17 protein-coding genes are annotated in these 21,505 nt (G+C 66.1%); 15 read left to right on the top strand and 2 right to left on the bottom strand.

Annotation, left to right across the window (positions count from 1 at the left end; all coding sequences use genetic code 11):
* Window positions 1-216 precede the first annotated feature (216 nt).
* From CHB97_RS11910 to CHB97_RS11865, 10 genes are all read left to right on the top strand, one after another.
* The gene (locus CHB97_RS11910) at window positions 217-852 is read left to right on the top strand and encodes a PepSY-associated TM helix domain-containing protein (protein ID WP_200819905.1); all 636 of its coding nucleotides are present in this window, start codon (window positions 217-219) and stop codon (window positions 850-852) included.
* Between the two features lie 19 nt (window positions 853-871).
* Window positions 872-1,381, top strand: coding sequence for a DUF2271 domain-containing protein (locus CHB97_RS11905; RefSeq protein WP_089288200.1), 510 nt, complete (start codon window positions 872-874; stop codon window positions 1,379-1,381).
* Window positions 1,382-1,411: 30 nt separating this feature from the next.
* Window positions 1,412-2,227: a DUF4198 domain-containing protein gene (locus CHB97_RS11900; protein ID WP_089288199.1), complete on the top strand. Its 816-nt coding sequence runs from the start codon at window positions 1,412-1,414 to the stop codon at window positions 2,225-2,227.
* Between the two features lie 65 nt (window positions 2,228-2,292).
* Window positions 2,293-3,309, top strand: coding sequence for an FAD:protein FMN transferase (locus tag CHB97_RS11895; RefSeq protein ID WP_089288198.1), 1,017 nt, complete (start codon window positions 2,293-2,295; stop codon window positions 3,307-3,309).
* The gene (locus CHB97_RS11890; RefSeq protein WP_089288197.1) at window positions 3,302-4,792 is read left to right on the top strand and encodes a sulfite reductase subunit alpha; all 1,491 of its coding nucleotides are present in this window, start codon (window positions 3,302-3,304) and stop codon (window positions 4,790-4,792) included. The genes CHB97_RS11895 and CHB97_RS11890 overlap by 8 nt, the downstream gene beginning before the upstream one ends.
* A 101-nt stretch (window positions 4,793-4,893) precedes the next feature.
* On the top strand, window positions 4,894-5,436 hold the full coding sequence (locus CHB97_RS11885) for an RNA polymerase sigma factor (protein WP_089288196.1): 543 nt from the start codon (window positions 4,894-4,896) through the stop codon (window positions 5,434-5,436).
* Window positions 5,433-6,452 carry a FecR domain-containing protein gene (locus tag CHB97_RS11880; protein WP_089288195.1) on the top strand — a complete coding sequence of 340 codons (1,020 nt, stop codon included), beginning with the start codon at window positions 5,433-5,435 and terminating at the stop codon, window positions 6,450-6,452. Before CHB97_RS11885 ends, CHB97_RS11880 begins: the two co-directional genes overlap by 4 nt.
* A gap of 135 nt (window positions 6,453-6,587) precedes the next feature.
* Entirely contained in the window at window positions 6,588-9,131 is a 2,544-nt protein-coding gene (locus CHB97_RS11875; protein ID WP_089288194.1) for a TonB-dependent receptor, read from the top strand.
* Window positions 9,132-9,224: 93 nt separating this feature from the next.
* The gene (locus tag CHB97_RS11870; protein ID WP_160105782.1) at window positions 9,225-10,808 is read left to right on the top strand and encodes a flagellar hook-length control protein FliK; all 1,584 of its coding nucleotides are present in this window, start codon (window positions 9,225-9,227) and stop codon (window positions 10,806-10,808) included.
* Between the two features lie 14 nt (window positions 10,809-10,822).
* Complete coding sequence (locus CHB97_RS11865) at window positions 10,823-11,473, top strand: flagellar hook assembly protein FlgD (RefSeq protein WP_160105780.1); 651 nt, start codon at window positions 10,823-10,825, stop codon at window positions 11,471-11,473.
* Between the two features lie 72 nt (window positions 11,474-11,545).
* Here CHB97_RS11865 and CHB97_RS11860 read toward each other — a convergent pair whose 3' ends face one another.
* Window positions 11,546-13,975 (bottom strand): TonB-dependent receptor, encoded by a 2,430-nt coding sequence (locus CHB97_RS11860; protein WP_089288191.1) that lies wholly within the window; start codon window positions 13,973-13,975, stop codon window positions 11,546-11,548.
* 228 nt (window positions 13,976-14,203) lie between these two features.
* On the opposite strand from CHB97_RS11860, the gene CHB97_RS11855 reads away from it, so the two are divergent.
* The 5 genes from CHB97_RS11855 to CHB97_RS11835 all read left to right on the top strand — a co-directional run bounded on the left by CHB97_RS11855 (window position 14,204) and on the right by CHB97_RS11835 (window position 20,165).
* Entirely contained in the window at window positions 14,204-14,947 is a 744-nt protein-coding gene (locus CHB97_RS11855; protein WP_089288190.1) for an alpha/beta fold hydrolase, read from the top strand.
* A gap of 12 nt (window positions 14,948-14,959) precedes the next feature.
* Window positions 14,960-15,397 (top strand): nuclear transport factor 2 family protein, encoded by a 438-nt coding sequence (locus CHB97_RS11850; RefSeq protein ID WP_089288189.1) that lies wholly within the window; start codon window positions 14,960-14,962, stop codon window positions 15,395-15,397.
* Window positions 15,398-15,437: 40 nt separating this feature from the next.
* Entirely contained in the window at window positions 15,438-16,913 is a 1,476-nt protein-coding gene (locus CHB97_RS11845; RefSeq protein WP_089288188.1) for a benzaldehyde dehydrogenase, read from the top strand.
* An 86-nt stretch (window positions 16,914-16,999) separates the two neighbouring features.
* Window positions 17,000-17,833, top strand: coding sequence for a p-hydroxycinnamoyl CoA hydratase/lyase (locus CHB97_RS11840; protein ID WP_089288187.1), 834 nt, complete (start codon window positions 17,000-17,002; stop codon window positions 17,831-17,833).
* A 220-nt stretch (window positions 17,834-18,053) separates the two neighbouring features.
* Window positions 18,054-20,165 carry an acetate--CoA ligase family protein gene (locus tag CHB97_RS11835; protein WP_089288186.1) on the top strand — a complete coding sequence of 704 codons (2,112 nt, stop codon included), beginning with the start codon at window positions 18,054-18,056 and terminating at the stop codon, window positions 20,163-20,165.
* A gap of 211 nt (window positions 20,166-20,376) precedes the next feature.
* Here the strand turns inward: CHB97_RS11835 and CHB97_RS11830 are convergent, their stop codons facing one another.
* Window positions 20,377-21,354, bottom strand: a complete 978-nt coding sequence (locus CHB97_RS11830; protein ID WP_089288185.1) for a LysR substrate-binding domain-containing protein — start codon at window positions 21,352-21,354, stop codon at window positions 20,377-20,379.
* Window positions 21,355-21,505 lie beyond the last annotated feature (151 nt).

The following is a 21,505-nucleotide window of genomic DNA, read 5'->3' as shown; positions in this document are numbered from 1 at the left end:
GCTTTCTATGCTGAGGGTTAGGCAACTTCCGCGACAAGAGGCCGGCCAGGGCTGCCCTGGAAATTTCAGGCAAAAAGCTGCGGGACTTTACCCCAAAACCGCCATCGCCCCTGTGTTAATTTCATTGCGACTTATTCGCATCCGTGCTTCATATCTGCGCCGATAATGGGTTGCTGCTTGTGGATGGCGATGGCGGGGGCGGTTGGAAAAGGACGGGTGGCCAGTGATGTGGCGGCGCAGTCGCGTCGGGCCTTCTGGCTGAAACATCTGCATCAATGGCACTGGGTCAGTTCGGCCCTGTGCCTGATCGCCATGCTGGGATTCGCCATTACCGGCATCACCTTGAACCATGCCGGTGCCATTGAGGCCAAGCCGGTGGTAACCGAACAGCGCGCCAGCCTGCCCGAAGCGCTGCGCCCGGCGCTGGCGGCGGTGGATGACGCGGCCAAGCCCGCCCCGCCGGTGCCGGCCGCCGTGGCGGACTGGATTGCCGAGACGCTGGGCGTGCATGTCGCCGGCCGGCCGGTGGAATGGTCAGCGGAGGAGGCTTACATCTCCCTGCCGCGCCCCGGTGGTGATGCCTGGCTGTCGATCGACCGCGAAAGCGGTGACGTGCTGCACGAGGTCACCGATCGCGGCTGGGTCTCTTATTTCAACGATCTGCATAAGGGCCGCAATACCGGGCCGGCCTGGGCTTGGTTCATCGATATCGCTGCCGGTGCCTGTCTGGTCTTCTGCCTGACCGGTCTGTTCCTGTTGCAGATGCACGCCCGCAACCGCCCCACCACCTGGCCGGTGGTGGGGCTGGGGCTGGTGGCGCCACTGCTGCTGATGATCCTGCTGATCCATTGAGTTATTGACGAGGAAACCGATGCGCAAGTTGTTGAGCGTCACCCTGACCGGTCTGGTCGCCACCCCCGCCATGGCGGGGGAAATGGCGGTGACGGTGGAAATCCCCCGGCTGGATGTGGCCGAATATCACCGTCCCTATCTGGCCGTCTGGGTGGAACAGAATGATCAGGCCATCGCCAATCTGACCGTCCGCTATGACGTGCAGAAGCGCGACAATGAAGGCACCAAATGGCTGAAGGATATGCGCCAATGGTGGCGCCGGTCGGGCCGCGACCAGACCTTCCCCATGGATGGCGTTTCCGGCCCCACCTTGCCGGTGGGCGAACATAAGCTGAGCTTTGATACGGCCAAGGGCCCGCTCGCGGCGCTGAAGCCCGGTGCCTATGCCCTGGTGGTGGAAGCGGCGCGCGAAGTGGGCGGCCGCGAATTGCTGCGCATTCCCTTCGAATGGCCCGCCAAGGCGGCGGTTTCGCAATCGGTGAAGGGCAGCAGTGAGCTGGGCACCATCGCACTTGCCATCAAGCCCTGATTTTTCTGCCTCTGGAAAGGGTCACAAACCATGAAATCGCTGCTCGCCCGCACCGGCCTGACCATCGCCCTGATTGCCGGCATGGCCCTGCCCGCCGCCGCCCACCGCACCTGGATGCTGCCATCGGCCACCGTGCTGTCGGGCCAAGACCCGTGGATCACGGTGGATGCCGCCGTTTCCAACGATCTGTTCTATTTCGAACATGTGCCGCTGCGCCTGGACGGGCTGCAGGTCATCGCCCCCGATGGGGGTGAGGGCAAGGCGGAGAATCAGGCCACCGGCAAGTACCGCTCCACCTTCGATGTGCATCTGGACAAGCCCGGCACCTATAAGGTGGCGATGGCCAGCGGCGGCCTGATGGCCTCCTGGGAAGAAGGCGGTCAGCGCAAGCGCTGGCGCGGCACGGCCGAGACTTTCGCCAAGGAAGTGCCGGCCAATGCCGAAAAGCTGCAGGTGACGGAGAATTTCCGCCGCATGGAATTCTTCGCCACCGCCGGCAAGCCGACCGACACGGTGCTGAAGCCGACGGGTAAGGGACTGGAACTGGTGCCGGTGACCCACCCGAACGACCTGTTCGCCGGGGAGAATGCCACGTTCCAGTTTGTGCTGGATGGCAAGCCGGCCCCGGACCTGGAAGTCTCCATCATCCCCGGCGGCATTCGTTACCGCAATGAGCTGGGCGAGATGAAGCTGAAGACCGACAAGGACGGCAAGCTGACGGTGAAATGGCCGGCCCCCGGCATGTACTGGCTGGAAGCTGATCTGGAGGATAACAAAACCTCCGTCAAGCAGGCGGCCAAGCGCCGCGCCAGCTATAACACCACGCTGGAAGTGCTGGCCCAGTAACGGGCCGGGGGCGCCATGCCCTGGCGCCCCCGTTTTTCCTCCCTTGTCCCGCTTGTCCGGTTCCGATGCTGCGCCTGATCCTTCCGCTTGATGCGCCGGAGGCGGCCTTGCCGCCGCCCGGTACGCCCATGGTGACCCTGCAGGGGCAGACCATGGGCACCTATTGGGCGCTGCGCCTGATCCAGCCCGCCGCTCCCGACCCGGTGGCCCTGCGCATACAGGTGATGGCCATCCTGGATGGGGTCATCCAGCAGATGAGCAACTGGGAAAAGGATTCGTTGCTAACCCGGTATAATCAAGCAGAGCCGGGCACTTGGCATGATCTGCCGGCTGATATGGCCCAGGTGATCGGCTGTGCGCTGGATGTGGCGGCGGCCTCTGGCGGGGCCTATGACCCGACCATCGGCCCGCTGGTGGATCTCTGGGGTTTCGGGCCAGCCGGGCCGGCGGTGATTCCCGATGCTGCCAGCATTACCCGCACGCGGGAAAGCTGCGGTTGGCAACGGTTGTTGCTGAACCGGAATGAAAATCGTCTCTACCAGCCGGGCGGGCTGCATCTGGATTTATCGGCCATCGCCAAGGGCTTTGCCGTGGATAAGCTGGCGGCAGCCATGACGGCGCGCGGCATCCGCAGTTTTCTGGTGGATATTGGCGGGGAGTTGCGCGGCTGGGGCATCAAACCCGATGCTACCCCCTGGTGGGTGGGGCTGGAACGGGCCTGCACGCTGGATGGCGTGATGGGGGGCGTGGAAACCAAGGTGGCGTTGCACGGGCTTTCCATCGCCACCAGCGGCGACAGCCGGCGCTTCATCAGCCAGGATGGGCGCCGCCTGTCCCACACGATTGACCCGCGCAGCGGTTACCCGGTGCCGGACCGGCTGGCGGCGGTGACTGTTTTGCATCCGGAATGTATGCTGGCTGATGTCTGGGCCACGGCCCTGGGCGTGCTGGGACCGGAACAGGGGATGGAACTGGCCACCCGGCAGGGGCTGGCCGCCCTGTTCCTGCTGCGTGACGGCGGCGGGATTGTGGAGCGGTTCAGCCCGGCCCTGGCCGCCATGCTGGATGAGGATGATGTCTGAGGCGCTGCTGCTGCTGTCCCCCGCCACAGCGCGCCCGCTGGCGGCCGGCGCGCTGGTGCTGGCCTATGCCGGCTTCTGCGGCTGGACATGGTGGCGCCACCGCCGGCGCCAGCGTGGGACAGCCGGGCCGGCGGGCGGGGTGCTGGTGGCCTATGCCAGCCAGACCGGCTTTGCCGAAATGCTGGCCGAACGCACGGTTACCGCCCTGCAGGGCGCCGGTCGCGCCGCCTGGGCCACCCCGCTGGGCGGGCTGGATGCGGCGGCCCTGGCGGCGGCGGGGCAGGTGCTGTTCATTGTCAGCACCACAGGCGAAGGCGATGCGCCGGACAATGCCGCCCGCTTTGTTGCCCAGGTGATGGCCAAGCCGGCCGCCCTGCAGGGGCTGAGTTATGGGCTGCTGGCGCTGGGTGACCGGTCCTATCGGCATTATTGCGCCTTTGGTCACGCGCTGGATGGCTGGCTGCGCCACGGCGGGGCGGTGCCCCTGTTCGACCGGGTGGAGGTGGATAATGGCGATGGCGCCGCCCTGCGCCACTGGCAGGGGCAGTTGGCGCATCTGGCCGGTGGTGCGGTGGCGGCAGACTGGGCGCCTGTGGCCTATCAGTCCTGGCGGCTGGAAACCCGCCGCCACCTGAATCCCGGCAGCCCCGGCGGTCCGGTCCATCACCTGCGCCTGTCTCCGCCGGCCGATGTTGTGGCGGACTGGCAGGCCGGTGATGTGGCAGAGGTGGGGCCGGGGAACGATCCGGCACAGGTGGCGGCCGTGCTGGCCACCCTGGGCCTGCCGGCGGACATGGCCGATGATCTGGCCTTCGCCCGCCTGCCGGAACGGCCGGAAAGCTGGCGCGGCCTGTCGCCGGCGGATATCCGCGAACGGCTGGAACCGCTGCCGCACCGGGAATATTCCATCGCCTCCCTGCCGGCCGATGGGGCGCTGGAACTGGTGGTGCGGCAGGTGATCGGCCCCGATGGGCGGCTGGGCCTGGGCTCCGGCTGGCTGACGCAGCACGCGGCGATGGGGGCCAGCATCCGCCTGCGCCTGCGCCGCAACAGTGCTTTCCACCCGCCCGCCGATGACAGGCCGCTGATCCTGATCGGCAATGGCACCGGCATTGCCGGGCTGCGGGCGCAGTTGAAGGCGCGGGTGGCGGCCGGGCATGGGCGCAACTGGCTGCTGTTCGGGGAGCGCACCCGCGCCCATGACAGCCTTTTCAGTGATGAACTGGCCGCCTGGCAGGCGGCGGGCCATCTCTCCCGCCTGGATCTGGCCTTTTCCCGCGATGGCGGCGGCTATGTGCAGGACCGGCTGGCCGCAGCGGGGGAAGAATTGCGGGCCTGGGTTGCACAGGGGGCGGCCCTCTATGTCTGCGGCAGCCTGGATGGCATGGCCGGCGGGGTCCATGCCGTGCTGGAACAGGTGCTGGGGGCGGACATGTTGGCCGACATGGCCGCCGACCGCCGTTATTGCCGCGACGTTTATTAGCGGGCTCTCTGTCATTCCGCTTACACGAAACTGTCGCGGAACCGGTGCTATAGGGGCGGCCCCTCTTTCTTGGGTCAACCCGACCGGTAACGGAGACGGCCATGCCCCCTTTGAAAAACCGTCCGCTCCCGCCGCGCCCCGGTACGGAGGCGCTGGACCATGCCGACCACCGCGCCGCCCTGCGCGCCTATTTCGCCCGCCGCGTTGAGGCGGCGGATGAGGTGGATGACCATGTGCAGGATGTCTATTGCCGGGTGCTGGCGGCACGGGTGGATGGGCAGCGGGTGGCCAATTGGCGCGACATGCTGATGCGTGTGGCGTCGAGCGTCTGGATCGACCGGTTCCGGCGTGACAAGGCGCGGGTGCGCGACCGCCATGTCGCCTTTGACGAGGCGATTGAGGTCTGCGATGGCGGCGCCACATCGCCGGAAGCGGCCACCGCCGGGCGCCAGCGGCTGGCCGCCGTGCGCGCGGCCCTGCTGGAACTGGACCCGGTTTGCCGGCAATCCTTCGTGCTTGCCCGTTACGAGGGTATGTCGCATAAGGAAATTGCAGCGCGCCTGGGCATCCCCACCGTGGCGGTGGGACGGCATATTGAGCGCGCGATGATTCATCTGGCCCGGCGGGTGGCCGATCAGGCATGACAGTTGGTTCGGGAAACGCACATCACCATATTGATGAGGGGCTGCTGGCCGATGCCGCCGCCTGGCTCTCCCGCCTGACCGGCGGGGAGGCCAGCGATGCCGATTGGGATGAATTTACCGGCTGGCTTTATGCCGATCCGCGCCATGGCAGTGCCATGCATCTGGTGGAAAGCGGCTGGCGTGCCAGTGGCGATCTGGCCGATGACCCGCTGATCCAGGCAGAGCGCCGCCGCGCCCGTGGCCTGCGGCTGGCCGGCCCCTCCACCCGGCCACCGGCCCGGCCGGCACGGCCCTGGTCCATGGCGCTGGCCGGTGCCGGTGCGCTGGCGGCGGCGGCACTGGCGGTGGTCAGCATTTTCCCGCCCGCCAATTATGCCACGCAACAGACCTACCGTTCTGCCATCGGCCAGATGGTGGAAGTCCCCCTGCCCGATGGCAGCCTGCTGCGGCTGAACACCGATACGGTGCTGACGGTGGATTACGGCTGGCTGGGCCGCGATGTGCGGCTGGAGCGGGGGGAGGCGGAATTCACCGTTGCCCATGGCGATTTCCGCCCCTTCACCGTGCGCGATAACACCTTGTCCGTCCGGGCCACCGGCACCCGGTTCAGCGTGCGCGACACGGCAGCGGGGACACGGGTTTTCCTGGCGGAAGGCGGGGTCGATCTGCGGCGCCTGGCCGATGACCGGTTGCTGACCCGGCTGACCCCCGGCCAGCGGGCCGATCTGGCGGTCGATGGCAAGCTGGCCGTCGCCAGCAGCGACGCCGCCCGTGAATTTGCCTGGCGGCAGGGGCAGGTGGCGTTCGAGGCCACGCCGCTGACAGTGGCCCTGGCCGAATTCGCCCGCTACACGCCGGTGGATGTGCAGGTGCTGCCGGGCGCGGCGGAACTGAAGGTCAGCGGGGTTTACCGCAACAGCGACCTGATCGCCTTTCTGAACGCTGTCAGTCGGCTGTACAAGGTGCGCTGGCACCAGTCAGCCCCCGGCCGGGTGGTGGTGGAACCGGTGGGGTGAGGCAGCGTCGGCAACAAATCAGCAGCACCTTGCCCCCTCAAATGTGAAAGTTTTAAGTAATCCCGGAATCTCTGTGTCCCCTGCGTCTCTGTTTGTCACCGGGCGAGACCGGATAGAGTGATGACGGGGGAATAGATGTTTGCGCGTATGCTGAACCATTGCCTGCTGGCGGGCACCATTCTTTCGGGCAGCCTGTCACTGCCCGCCATGGCGCAGGTGGGGCAGGGGGTGCAGCCCGGCTATAGCGTGCCGGCACAGGATTTGTCGGCCGCCCTGATGGCGCTGGCCCGCCAGTCCGGCCGCAATGTGCTGTTCACGCCGGAGATGGTGCAAGGCCGCCGCTCCGTCGCCATCGACAAGGTGGCGGATTTCACCACGGCCATCGATATCATGCTGGCCGGGTCGGGCTTGCGCGCGGTGGTGGAGGCCGATGGCTCCGTCACGCTGGCCCCGGCCATGGCTCCGGCGGCCCCCAAGGCCAAGCCGCACCCCGCCGCCGCACCCCACGCCGCCGCACCTGCGGCGGCGGAACCGCTGGTGCTGGAGGAGATTCTGGTGACGGCGCAAAAGCGCGCCGAGCCGATTGAATTCGTGCCCGCCGCGCTGGCGGTGATGGATGGGGAAGAGGTGGCCAAGCGCGGCGTCACCGATTTCACCCGGCTGGTGGATGAGGTGCCGGGCCTGTCCATCAATTACGCGTTCGGCGGGGCCAATTACGGGCTGCTCTCCATCCGGGGCATCGGCGGGGCCGATGATTACAAGCCCAATGGCAACCCCTCGGTGGCGCTGCATGTCGATGGCATCTACCAGACCTCCAACGCCTATTTGGGCACGCCCCTGTTCGATCTGGAGCGGATCGAGGTGCTGAAGGGCCCGCAGGGTACGCTTTATGGCCGCAACACCACGGCGGGCGTGATCAATGCCATCACCAAGGGGCCGGGCGACAGGCTGGAAGGCTATGTCGATCTGAAGGCCGGCAGCCATGATTATACCGGGTTTGAGGCGGCCGTGGGCGGCCCCGTTTCCGACAAGGTGGGTATCCGGCTGGCGGTTTTCGGTGAACAGGGCGGCGGCTTCATGGAAGGCATGGGGGCGGGCCGGCTGGCCGGATATCGCCCTTCCGTCGGGGGGAAGGTACAGACCCAGGTGCCGGCCATCAGCGACCCCGGCACCCGCGACGGGTTTGGCGACAAGGATCTGTTCGCCGCGCGCGGCACCATCGCCCTGCAACTGGCCGAGGAAACCAGCCTGACGATCAAGGCCTTCGGCAGCCGCGACCGCGGCGATACAAGGCAATATGACCGGCTGGCCCTGGCCCAGGACAATACGCAGATGAATGCGGGGGAGGATGCCGATCCCTATCGTTTTTATACGGCGCAATATTACCGGCACCATATCGACATGAAGGGCCTGTCCGGCACACTAGAACATCGGCTGGCCGATAATTTGAACCTGACCGTGCTGGCCGGTTGGCAGGACAGCACCCGCAAGGGCGGCGGCAATGGCGATGGCACGCCCTATCCGGGATATCAGTTCGAATTTGACGACCGCTTGAGCCAGGTCTCTTTCGAGGCGCGGATCAGCGATGACCGGGGCGGGACGTTCGACTGGCTGCTGGGTGCCTTCTATGTCAGCGATGATGTGGATTTCGACAGTCTGTGGACCAGCTTCACCGTGCTGTCGGTCTATCAGTCCCCCTATTCGCAGACGCGTGACAGCATGGCCCTGTTCGGCCAGGGTGACTGGAACATCTCCGACAGCCTGCGCCTGTCGCTGGGGCTGCGCTATACGCGCGACAATGCCGATTTCCAGGGCAGCAATATCGACCTGAACCCTTGGGGCATCTCCACCTTCGCCAAAAGCTTCGGCACCACCAGCCCGTTTCGCTGGGACCGCGCCTTTGATGATGACAATCTGTCGGGCCGCGTCACCCTGCAATGGTTCGCCAATGAGGAGCTGAACCTGTTCGCCTCCTATGGCACCGGCTATCGCGGCGGCGGGTTCGACGGCACCTCCATCTTCACCTATGAAGAGACGCTGCCGTTCAAGTCGGAAACCGTGCAGTCGGTGGAAGGCGGGGTGCGCTGGACGCGCGATCGCATCCGGGTGTCGCTGGACGGGTTCGGCTATTGGTTCAAGGATTTGCAGGCCACCACGCGGCTTTCCAACGATACCAACGGCCGTACCAATGTCGGCCGTGCCTGGTCGCGCGGGGTGGAGGCATCGGTACAGGCGGGGCTGCTGCGGCTGGACGGGCAGAGTTTGGACCTGAAGGCGTCGGCCGCCTATCTGGATACCAAGATCACCCAGTTCACCTCCAAGCGCATCGCCGATGTGCTGGCCACGGTGGGCGACCCGCTGCCCGGCGCCCCGGATATCACCGCCAATGTGGCGCTGATCCACAATATCGACCTGTTTGACGGCTGGGTGCTGGGCAGCCGGATCGACCTGTCCCACCATGGCAAGGAAAGCAACCGGCTGAACGCCCTGCCCAACAATACAGCCAAGGCCTATACGTTGCTGAATGCGCGCCTGGAACTGACGGCGCCCGGGGACTGGACCGTCTATCTCTATGGCCGCAACATCACCGACAAGGTCTATTTCCCCGAACTGAACGGGGCGGCCCGGCTGGTGGGGGAACCGGCGACATATGGTGCCGGCCTGCGCTATCGCTTCTGATCGCACAGACCGGCGGCGGTCCCGCTTAAAACCGGCCTTAATCCCCCCATGGTTCAATCGCCATCGCTGTTTGTCCCAGGGGGAGGCCGGCTGATGCCGCCGCTGAACGCCATACCGGTTCCTGCTGTTTCCCTGGAAGGGGGCGCCATCGCCCCCGGCCGCACCCTCCCTGGCGCGGCCGGGCCGGCATCCGGGGTGGGTTTTGATGCGCTGATCGCATCGCTGCTGGGGGGCGCGGCACCGGCGCCGGATGGCGTCTCCTCCACCGGTACCGCGCCCGACAAGAACAGCGCCCCGCAGCCGGCCCGGCCGGATCAGACGGCGGAGGGTGCCTCCCTGGCTGCCGCCTTGATGCAACTGGCCGGATGGCAATCCGCGCCGCAGCCAGCCATGGCGCAACAGGCCCCGGCGGGAACCGACGCGTCCCTGGATATCAGCCCGGTCACGCTGCCGGCCGCCAGCACCCCGCCCGGTGACGCTGTGCCGGCGGTACCGATCCCGTCCGTGCCGGCTGCACCGGCTATTCCCGTTTCCGATGCGATGTCCCCGCCGCAATGGCCGGCGGGTTCTGCCATCCCCCCCCAGGCGGAGGGGCTGGAGCCCGCGTCATTGTTGCCCGGATCGCTGCCCGTCAGTGCCACGCCACCGTTTGCCGCCTTGGTGCAGCCGGAAACCCCGGCGCCCGTGCCTGACACGCAACCGGTCACCGACAATTCCCCCTCCCTTATCACCGCGCCTTCCGAACGGCTGGCGGCGGTGGCGTCCAGCGCCGTTGCCCCGTCGGACCGGCATATACCGCCACGCCTGACGGGGACGGCAGAGGCATCGATCGCTGTCGATCCCGCTGCCGAAGCCGTTGCCGTGGCGACACCTGTTGCTGCGATCCCCCCGGCAGCAGCGGCGCCCGCCGATACACCGCGTCTCCGGCCCGCGCGGGCTGCCGCACCGATCACCGCCGATGGCGATCCGCGGGCGACGGACCTGCCGGGGCTGGGGGACGCTTCCGCCGTTCCCGCACCCGTCAAATCTGGCAAGGCGGCCGACGGTGATGATCCGGCCGGCGCCCTGCGCCCCGCCCCGCAGGGGGCGGGGGAACAGCCCGCACCCGTGCCGGCCCCGGCCCCTGTCGCCGCTGCCCGTCCCGATCCGCTGCCCGAACCGGCGGCGGCTTTCCCGGCTGACCAGCCTGCCACCAGCGCCGTGACGGCGGCGCGGGAGGTGGCGGCCAGCACCGGCCCGCAGGCAGCGCGCCGCGCGTCTGCCAGTCACCTGTCCCCGGCAGCCCAGCTGACCGGCCGCATCGAGCAGGCCGTTTCCGAAGGCCGCACCACCCTGACCGTGCGGCTGGACCCGGAGACGCTGGGCCGGGTGGAGGTGAAGCTGGAATTGCAGGATGGCCGGGTGACGGCCCACATCGCCGCGGAACGCCCTGCCACCCTGGACCTGCTGCAACGCGATGCCCGCCTGCTGGAACGCGCGGTGGAACAGGGCGGGCTGCAGCTCTCCGGTGGCGGCCTGCAATTCTCCCTGCGCGAAGGGGCGGGCCAGTGGGCCGAAGCCCAGGCCGGCAACCGGCGCGGCGGGCTGGCCTATGGCATGGCAGCATCCGAACCGGTCGCCGATCCCCTGTCGCCGACCCTTTATACCTCCGACAGCCTTGTCGATATCCAGATCTGAAAAGGAAGATGGCCATGAGTGTTTCTGGCATCACCGGCAATGATGGTGGTCAAAGCCCGGCCAAGACCCAACTGACCGCCGATATCAATGCGTTCCTGAAGCTGATGGTGGCCCAGGTGCGCAATCAGGATCCGACCAAGCCGATGGACAGCACCCAATGGGTGGCCCAGCTGGCCCAGTTCTCCACGGTGGAACAGCAGGTTCAATCCAATGGCAAGCTGGGCGATGTGCTGACGGAGCTGAAATCCACCTCCGAACGGATCGATCTCAGTTATATCGGCCGCAAGGTGGAGGTGGAGGGCGACGAGGTCGGCCTGAAGGACGGCGTGCTGGCCGCCCGCTATACCGTGCCCAAGGGGGCGGCCAGCGTCGGCGTGCATATTGTGGATGCCGATGGGGCCGTGGTGCGCAGCTTCAGCAGTTCCAGCACCGCCGGCACCTATGACCTGTCCTGGGACGGCAAGAATTCGGATGGGGTGAAGCTGGCCGACGGCACCTATACCGTCGTCGTGGATGCCAAGGACGAGGCCGGCAAGGCCGTGGCGGGCACCAGCGTCACCTATGATGCCACGGTCACCCGCGTGCGCCGTGCGGACGGGGAGACGAAGTTCGACCTTTCCACCGGCGTCAGCGTCGCGCGCGACGCCATCCTCTCGGCGGCCTGACGAAAAAAGCGGCATCGGCGGGTAAGCCGATGCCGCAGCAAGTTGGCCGGGCAGAAGCGGGGGGCTTCTTGATCAGTATTTATATTTCAACGTCGCGTACCACTGGGCCGGGGCGTTGTAGCTGCCGAAGGTGGCGCCGGCGGCATCATTCTGGTTGCCGGTGGTCAGGTACCGTTCATCGGTGATGTTGGTGCCGCCCACCGTGGCCGACCAGCGCCCGTCGGGTGCTGTATAGGTGACGGAGAGATTGACCATGTCGATTGACGGGCGGCGCAGCAGTTCCGTGTTGGCGCTGTCATTATACATGGCCCCAGTATGGGTATAGTCCACACCGAAGCGCAGGGTGGCGTCGTTGGGCAGGTCGGCCGTGTAAGACGGGCTGAGGCTGAATTTCAGCGTCGGCGTCTTGGGCAGGCGGCTGTCCAGCGTCACACCCAGGGCGCCGGGATCCACCTCCTGATAGCGGGCGTGCAGGTAACCCAGCGTGCCATCCAGGGTGAAGCCATTGCCCAGCAGGGCCTGGAACTCGGCTTCCCCACCCCAGATGCGCGCCTCACCGGCATTGCGCAGGGTGGGCGAAACACCTTCCTGGAAGTTCAGCTGGATGCCGCTATAATCGGTGCGGAAACCCGCCACGTTCAGGCGCAGGCGGCGGTCCAGCAGTTCCGATTTCACGCCCAGTTCAAAGGTTTCGGCTTTTTCCGGGCCGAAACCGGGGGCGGTGGACAGCGGGTTGGACAGGCGCGTCGTCCAGCCGCCGGACTTGAAGCCCTTGGACCAGGAACCATAGCCCATCACATCATCGGTGATGTGGTATTCCGCCCCCAAACGGGGGGTGAAGATGTAATAGGTCTTCTCATTCTCCCCGGCCGGATAGTAACGCAGCGGCTCGCCCGGTACGGGGAAGCCCAGGGCCACGCGGCAGGCCTCCGACACCGGATAGCAGCCGGACAGCTTGTAATTCAGCGCGTTCAGGTCGGACTGCGCGCCCTCGAACGTCTTATGCTCCCAGGTATAGCGGGCACCCACGGTCAGGCCCAGCTTGTCGGTCAGCTTGTAATTCAGGTGGGTATAGGCGGCGGCCGAACTGGTTTCCAGCACATTGGGCCCGTCCAGCTGCAGCAGACCTTCGTTGAAGGTCACGAAATCATGCAGGCTGCCGCCTTCGTTGAAGTAATAGAGGCCATAGACATAATGCAGCTTGTCGCTGAACGCTGTACCGGTGAGCTGTAATTCCTGGCTGAGCTGATATTGCTTCATGGTGAAGGACAGGTCGGCCATGTTCAGCGGCGAACCATCAGCATCCAGTCCCGCCGACCAGAGCAGGCGGCGGTAGGAGGTGATGGATTTCAGCCCCATATCATCGTCAATGTCCCAATCCAGCGTGTTGGTGAACCCGAAGGTCTGCAGGCGGGAGAAGCTGAGATTGCTGCCATAGGTCTTGTCGATATCCTTGGTCAGGAACCGGTTATCATAGGGCAGCCGCGTGCCGGCACCGGTCAGCGGTGTGCCCACCACCGCACGCGGCACCACGCAGGCATTGGTGAAATTGGGGTTGCCGGGGGCGGCACTGATGGCGGCAATCACCGGGGCCGGGTTGCTGACGCACAGGTTATAGATGGCCAGCAAACCGCCGGCGGGGTTGGTGGCCAGCAGGTTGTTGGTGGTGGTGGAACGGTCACGGGTATAATCAAAGCTCAGCGTGTTGGTGACGCTGCCATTGCCCTTCCAGAACAGCTTGCCGCGGGCGGTATGGCTGTCAATATTGCCCTGGCGGTCGGACGTGCCGGACCCGGCGCGGTTCAGCGGCGTCAGGTCGGTGACGGTGCCGGCGGTGCCGGGGAACTTCTCCACCTTCAGATAGCCGTCACGCTTCTTCGATGAAAAGGCCCAGGAACTGAACAGCGTGTCGGTCAGCGGCACATCAGCGGCCACGCCCACATCGAACCGGTTCAGGCTGCCGCCGGTGACGGATGCCGTGGCACCGAACTGTTCGGCCGGCTGGCGGGTGACGATGCTGATGGCGCCACCAATGGTATTACGCCCGAACAAGGTGCCCTGTGGGCCCTTCAACACTTCGATATGGCCGACATCCATCAGGTCGGCATTGGCGCCGGTGGTGCGCGCCAGATAGACACCATCAACATAGACGCCGACACCAGGGTCCAGGTTGAAGGCGAAATCATCCTGGCCGATACCGCGGATGGAGGCGGACAGCACCGAGGGCGAGCCGGAAAACGGCGAACCGGCATCCAGATTGATATTGGGGGCGATGGCGGCGATGTTCTGCACATCGGTGATGCCCTTGGTCTCCAGCGCTTCGGCGGAAAAGGCGCTGACGGCGATCGGCACATCCTGCACATTTTCCGACCGCTTCTGCGCGGTGACGATGATTTCTTCAATCTGGTCCTGTGCGGCGGCCGGCAGGGCCAGCAGCGCCAGCAGGCTGCCGGCCGTGGCCAGGGCAAGGCGATGGGTCCGGGTGTTGCGCCCTCGTGTCATTCCTGATCCTCCCTTGGGGTCCGGGCTTTGTGGCGGGCCCGGTTATTGATGATCGGAATGTCGGGGAAAAAACGTCTGCCGTCTTATCCCGTTTTGGCACGAAGCTATAACCAAACCCGATAGAACGGGCGGCAGGGCGATGCCTATCAACAAAGGTTATAGCTTCGTGCGGAAACGCGATAAGACGGGCGGGGGCTTTCGGGGGAAAGTCGGATCAACGGTCAGTTCATGGACCGGATCGCAAACGTCAAGGTGTACGACGTGGCTGCCCCCCGCTCCGTCATTTATCTGCTGCCCGGTCTGCTGTGTGACGGGATCGTCTGGAAACATCAGGCCGAGGCGCTGACTGCCGACGGGCATGAGGTCCGTATCCCCGATTTCCGCTTCTTCGACAGCCTGAACGCCATGGCGCAGGCGGTGCTGGCCGAGGCCCCCGCCCGCTTTGCCCTGGCCGGCCATTCCATGGGTGGGCGGGTGGCGCTGGAAATCATCCGCCAGCGGCCCGACCGGGTGGACCGGCTGGGCCTGCTGGATACCGGCACCCATGGCCCGCAGCCGGGCGAGCCGGAAAAGCGCCAGGTGCTGATCGATCTGGCCAAGGCAGAGGGGATGACGGCATTGGCCGCCCGCTGGCTGCCGCCGATGGTGCATCCCGACCGGCTGCAAGATCCGGAATTCATGGGCGTGCTGACCGACATGGTGGAACGCATGTCGCCGGAAATTTATGAAGGGCAGGTGCGGGCGCTGCTGAACCGGCCCGATGCCGGGCCCGGCCTGTCGCGCATCGGCTGCCCGGTGATGCTGGGCGTGGGCCGCCAGGATGGCTGGAGCCCGCCGGCCCAGCATCAGGCCATGGCCGACGCCATTCCCCAGGCAAAGCTGGAGATTTTTGAGGAAAGCGGCCACATGGCACCGATGGAGGCCCCCGTCGCCGTCACCCAGGCCCTGCGCCGCTGGCTGGCGGTGGATTAAGGGGGGCAGGGGATGGAACGCGCGCTGCTGGAAGAACTGCTGGCGGAACGGGCCATCACCCGGCTGATCCATCAGTTTATCCGCCTGAATGATTCTGGGGATTACGAGGCGTTGGCCAGCCTGTTTACCGCTGACGGGCGTTTTGCCCGGCCGACAACGCCGGACCAGCCGATCATCGGGCGGGCGGCCATTCTGGCTTCGTTCAAGGCGCGGCCGCCGCGCCTGACCCGGCATCTGGCCGCCAATATCGAGATTGATCTGCTGGCAGACGGGCAGTCCGCCCAGGCCCGCAGCCAGATCATCCTGTTCACCAGCCCCGTGGCCGGCGGGCCGGTCAGCCTGCTGGTCGGCGGGTTTGACGATGAACTGGTGCGCCGGGGCGAGGACTGGCTTTTCCGGTCCCGACAGGGATCGTTGCTGATGAAGGGCGGCTTGCAGGACGCACCCTGAGCAAGCCGCCCCACCCAAAAAGATAAGGACGGAGGAAACGGTGACGGACAAGGCGACTGAGACTTTCCTGGCCCCCCGGCGCTGGACGGGCAAACTGTTCCTGGGCGGCTGGAACGCCGGCACGGCGGGCACGCTGACAGTGACCGAGCCGGCGACCGGTGAGACGCTGGGCCAGCTGGGTGCCGCCACGCCCGCCGATGTGGCGGTGGCCGCACAGCGGGCGCATGAGGCGCAGAAGCGCTGGCAGGCCACGCCGGAGCGTACCAAGATCGCCATCCTGCTGCGGGTGGCCACGCTGCTGGGGGAACAGGCCGAGGAGATTATCGGCTGGATCATCCGGGAAACCGGTTCCATCCGGCCCAAGGCGGAACTGGAAATCAACGAGACGATTGCCATCTTCCATCAGGCGGCGGGGATGCTGGGGGAAAATCGCGGCCTGCTGCTGCCCTCCATCACCGGTCGGCAAAGCTATGCCAAGCGGGTGCCGCATGGGGTGGTGGGCGTGATCTCCCCCTTCAATGTGCCGCTGATCCTGGCCGCCCGCGCCGTGGCCCCGGCGCTGGCCACCGGCAATGCCGTGATCCTGAAGCCCGATCCGCGCACTGCTGTTTCCGGCGGCGTGGTGCTGGCCCGGCTGTTTGAGGAGGCGGGCCTGCCTGCCGATGTTTTCCACCTGCTGCCCGGTGGGGTGGATGTGGGCGAGGCCTTGGTGGAACATCCGCTGGTGCGGATGATCAGCTTCACCGGTTCCACCCGCGCCGGGCGCGCCATCGGGGAGGCCTGTGGCCGGCTGCTGAAGCGCGCCTCGCTGGAGCTGGGCGGCAAGAGCCCGCTGATCGTGCTGGAAGATGCGGATGTCGATCAAGCCGCCTCCAACGCCGCCATGGGGGCCTTCCTGCATCAGGGGCAGATCTGCATGGCATCCGGCCGCATCCTAGTGCAGGAACGGATTGCCGATGCTTTCGCCGCCCGGCTGGCGGAAAAGGCCAGCCATCTGCCGGTGGGCAATCCTGCCACCGATAATGTCGCCCTGGGCCCGCTGATCAGCGCCAGCCAGCGCGACCGGGTGCATGACATTGTACAGGATGCCGTGGCCAAGGGGGCCAAGCTGGCCGCCGGCGGCAGTTTTGAGGGCCTGTTCTATCGCCCCACCGTGCTGTACGGCGTGAAGCCGGGGATGCGCGCCTATGGGGAGGAAGTGTTCGGTCCGGTGGCCAACATCATTCCGTTTGGCAGCGATGAAGAGGCGGTGAGCATCGCCAACGATACCGAATATGGCCTGTCGTCTGCCGTCTTCTCCCCCAATCTGGCCCGCGCCCTGGCCATTGGCGACAAGATCAATTCCGGCATCCTGCATATCAATGACCAGACGGTCAGTGACGAGATTTTCAATCCGTTCGGCGGGCGCGGTGCCTCTGGCAATGGTGGCAATACGGGTGGCCCGGCCAATTGGGATCTGTTCACCCAATGGCGCTGGGTGACGGTGGAGGACAAGCCCTCGCCCAAGCCGTTTTAAGGGCGCTGCCCCCCTCGCATCGAAACAATAAAGCCCGCCCCCACAGAAAAACAAAAGGGGCGGGCATCTGAGGAGAGTGAACGGAAATGGCAAGCTACGAGAATCGCTGGCAGACGGTGCGGGTGGATCTGGACGATCAGGGGATCGGCTGGCTCTATTTCAACCGCCCGGAAAAGCGCAACGCCATGAGCCCGACCCTGAACCGGGAAATGCTGGAAGCGCTGAACGATCTGGAACTGGATGAACAGGTCAAGGTGGTGGTGCTGACGGGCGAGGGTACGGCCTGGTCCGCCGGCATGGATTTGAAGGAATATTTCCGCGAAACCGACGGCAAGTCGGATGTGGTGCAGGAACGGGTGCGGCGCGATGCCTCCAACTGGCAATGGCGGGTGCTGCGCTTCTATGGCAAGCCCACCATCGCCATGGTCAATGGCTGGTGCTTCGGCGGTGCCTTCTCCCCCCTGGTGGCGTGTGATCTGGCGGTGGCGGCGGAAGATGCCGTGTTCGGCCTGTCAGAGATCAACTGGGGCATTCCGCCCGGCAATCTGGTCAGCAAGGCGCTGGCCGACACGGTGGGCCATCGCAAGGCTTTGGAATATGTGATGACCGGCGACACCTTCACCGGCCGGCAGGCGGCCGAGATGGGGCTGGTGAATTACGCCGTGCCGGCAGCGGACCTGAAGGCACGCACGGTGGAACTGGCGGCCAAGCTGCTGGACAAGAACCCGGTGATCCTGCGCGCCGCCAAGCATGGTTTCAAGCGCTGCCGCGAACTGACCTGGGAACAGAACGAGGATTACCTGTACGCCAAGGTGGACCAATCCATCGGGCGCGACAAGGAAAAGGGCCGGGAAAAAGGCATGAGCCAGTTCCTGGATGAGAAATCGATCAAGCCGGGGCTGCAGTCCTATCGGCGGTGAACGCCCCCTTTAAGGGCTAAACACTTGAAGCTGTTTGCTGCCTCCCCCGCGAAAGCGGGGGTCCAGGGGCCAAGAGCACCAAGCGTTGTGATAATCCCCCCTGGACCCCCGCTTCCGCGGGGGAAGCACAAAAGGGCGAGAGGCTCCTTTGCTCTCTGCTGACGCACTGCAAAACCAAAAACCGGGCGAACGCCCCATTGTTCTTTGGAGGAACCCAGGCATGAACCCGTCACCTGCCTTTTCCGTGCAGCGGTTGCTGCGCCCCCGCTCCGTCGCCATTGTCGGGGTCTCGCCCAATCCGGGGGCGCTGGGCTCTGCGGTGCTGCGCAATCTGGAGCGCGCCGGCTTTGACGGCGCCATCCATCTGGTCAATCCCAAGCACGCGCAGATCAGCGGGCGTGCCTGTGTCGCCAGCGTGGATGATCTGCCCCAGGGCGTGGATTGCGTGGTGCTGGCCATTCCGCGCGCTGCCGTGCTGGAGGTGCTGGAAGCCTGCGGCAAGCGCGGTGTCGGCGGCGTCATCATCTTTTCCGCCGGCTTTGCCGAGGCGGGTGAACAGGGCCGCGCCGATCAGGCGCGCATCCGCGATATTGCCCGCACCTATGGCATGGTGGTGGAAGGGCCAAACTGCCTGGGGTTGGTGAATTATCTGGATGGGGCCTTCCTCACCTTCACCGACGTGCCGGCCATCCGGCTGGGCGACCGCAAGGGGGTGGCCATCGTCTCCCAGAGCGGGGCGATGGCGGCGGTGCTGTCGGTGGGGCTGCTGGCCCGCGATGTCGGGCTTTCCTATTACGTTTCCACCGGGAACGAGGCGGCCAGCGGGGTGGAAGATTATATCGAGTATCTGCTGGATGACCCGCACGCCGACACCATCGCCCTGATCGTGGAACAGTTCCGCCAGCCCCGGCGCTTCCTGGATTTGGCCCGGCAGGCCCGCGCCAAGGGCAAGCGGCTGGTGCTGCTGCATCCCGGCCGCTCTGCCGCCGCGCGCGCCTCTGCCGAAACCCATACCGGGGCCATGGCCGGCGATTATGCCGTGATGTGCACCAAGGTGGCCCATGAAGGGGTGGTGATCGCCGACCGGCTGGAAAGTCTGCTGGATATCACCGAACTGCTGTACCGCTGCCCGCAACCGCCGGCGGGCGGGGTGATGGTGATGACCGAATCCGGGGCCTTCAAGGCCCTGACCCTGGATCTGTGCGAGGCGGAGGGGCTGGCCCTGCCCGCCCTGTCGGAAAAGACGGATAGCGGGCTGCGGCAGGTGCTGCCGGATTTCATCCCGCCCAGCAACCCGCTGGATTTGACAGCCCAGGCCCTGGTCGATCCCGGTCTTTATGACCGCACCCTGACCGTGCTGCTGGAGGATGAGCGGTACGATGCCATCGTCTTCGGCATCATCCTGACCGACCCCGGCACCTGCCACCTGAAATTCCCGCCCATCCTGGCCGCCTTGGAACGGCTGAAACCATCCAAGCCGGTGATCTTTGCCGGGCTGGATGAAGGGGCGGATGTGCCGGTGGAGTATATCGCGGCGCTGCGCCGGCTGGGCGTGCCCTTCTTCCCCACCGCCGAACGCGCCCTGGTGGCGCTGGCCCGGCTGACGGCATCGGTGGCGCAGGATCGGCGGGGCCGGGTGGTGCCGGACAAGGCCAGCGACAGTTTCGTCTTTGATACCGGCACCTTGCCGGAATACCGCTCCAAGGCGGTGCTGTCGGCGCTGGGCGTGCCGGTGCCCGATGGCATCATGGCGACATCGCTGGCCGAGGCGCAGCAGGCAGCGGAACGCATCGGCTATCCGGTGGTGCTGAAGGCCCAGGCGGCGGCCCTGTCGCACAAAAGCGATGTCGGCGGCGTGGTGCTGAACCTGGACGGGCCGCAGGCGCTGGCCGCCGGCTGGGCCCGGCTGACCGGGGCGCTGGCCCAGGCCCGGCCGGGCCTGGTGCTGGATGGGGTGCTGGTGGAAAAGATGGGGCCGCGCGGCACCGAGCTGATCGTCGGCGCCCATAATGATCCGGAATGGGGTCCGGTGCTGCTGGTCGGGCTGGGCGGCGTGATGGCGGAGGCGCTGCATGATGTCCGCCTGCTGCCACCCGACCTGTCACGCGAGGCCATTGAGGCGGAATTGCTGCGGCTGAAAGGTGCAGCATTGCTGCGCGGGTTCCGGGGGGCGCCGCCGGTCGATCTGCCGGCGGTGGCGGATATCGTCACCAAGCTGGGGGCGCTGATGCTGGCCCATCCGGATGTGGCCGCGGTGGATATCAACCCCGTCGTCGCCTATCCGCAGGGCCAGGGGGCGCTGGCCCTGGACGCGCTGATCGTGGTGCGGTGAGGGGGCGTTTGCGTCCCCTTATTTCCGGTTAGATTGATGCTCAACACGTACTGCTAGTTGCCTCCCCCGCGAAAGCGGGGGTCCAGGGGCCAGGGGAACAAAGCGTCGTAATGATCCCCCTGGACCCCCGCTTTCGCGGGGGAGGCAATGAAGGGTGTCAGCGGTTGATGATGGGATGAGCGAAAGCCGGGAGGCGGGAGCGCTCCCCCCCTCACGCCTCCACAATCGCCAGTTCGCGCAGTTCGGCCAACTGGTTACGCAGGATGGGCAGGATCAGGCGGGCGGGGCCGGATTGCGGGGGATCGCGGGAAATGATGCCGCCGGAACGCCGTGTCCCCTGCGCTGGAAGGGCCAGCGGGCAGAACAGGCCCCGGCGGATTTCATCGGCCACCAGCATGGCCGGCACCGCCACCACGAAATCGGTGGTGCTGGCCAGTTCCCGCGCCAGGCTCATCGAACTGATGCGCAACTGGCGGGCGGGGTTCAGCCGGGCGGCCTGGATGGCGGATTGCACATCCTGTTCAATCCGTTGCGTCAGCGTTGGCAGTACCAGCCCGTAACGGGAAATGCTGTCCGGCGACAGGTCGCTTTCCGTCAGCAACGGATGCCCCTCGCGCACGATGAAGGAGACGGCTTCGTGATACAGCACCGTGCGGATCAGCCCATCGGGCATGTCGGGCGGGTAAAGCCGGCCGATGATCAGGTCAATATCGCCGGCCCACAGCCGGGGCAGCAGCTCCTCCGTCCGGCCCTGCAGCACATTGACGTTCAGGTCCGGCGCCCGGTCGCACAATTCGCGCAGCACGGCGGGCAGCAGGCCGGCCGCCGCCACCGGCAGGGCACCAACGGTGATCGACGCGCTGCGCGTATCGGCCAGCCGGCTCATATCATTCTGCAACCGCCGAATCTGGCCCAGCACGCCGCGCGCGGTTTCGCACAGCATGGATCCCATCGCCGTCGCCTGCACCCCGCGCGCATGGCGGGTGAACAGCTCCCCGCCCATCAGGCTTTCCACCTCATGCAGGGTGCGGGTCAGCGACGGCTGGCTGACATGCAGCGACCGGGCGGCACCCAGCAGGCTGCCATGCCGGTCGATGGCGTCGATGGCACGCAAGTGCCTGATTTTCAAGCGTTGTTCCAGATAGTTCGGCGTGGGGCCGCCGCTGCCGCTTACCGGGGCCAGCATCATGATGCACCCCCGGGGCAGGCATGGCCGAAACCCCTGGCAAAACCCGTCACCAGCACAGGCGAGATACCGATGCCATTGAGACCTGACGTCACCATCGCCTCCCGTAAGCGCATATTGTTATTTCTCAGAACTATATGGCTTTGGATCCAAA

The organism is Azospirillum sp. RU38E (assembly GCF_900188385.1).
Taxonomy (GTDB): Bacteria; Pseudomonadota; Alphaproteobacteria; order Azospirillales; family Azospirillaceae; genus Niveispirillum.
This window is presented reverse-complemented; position numbering and strand designations above follow the sequence as displayed.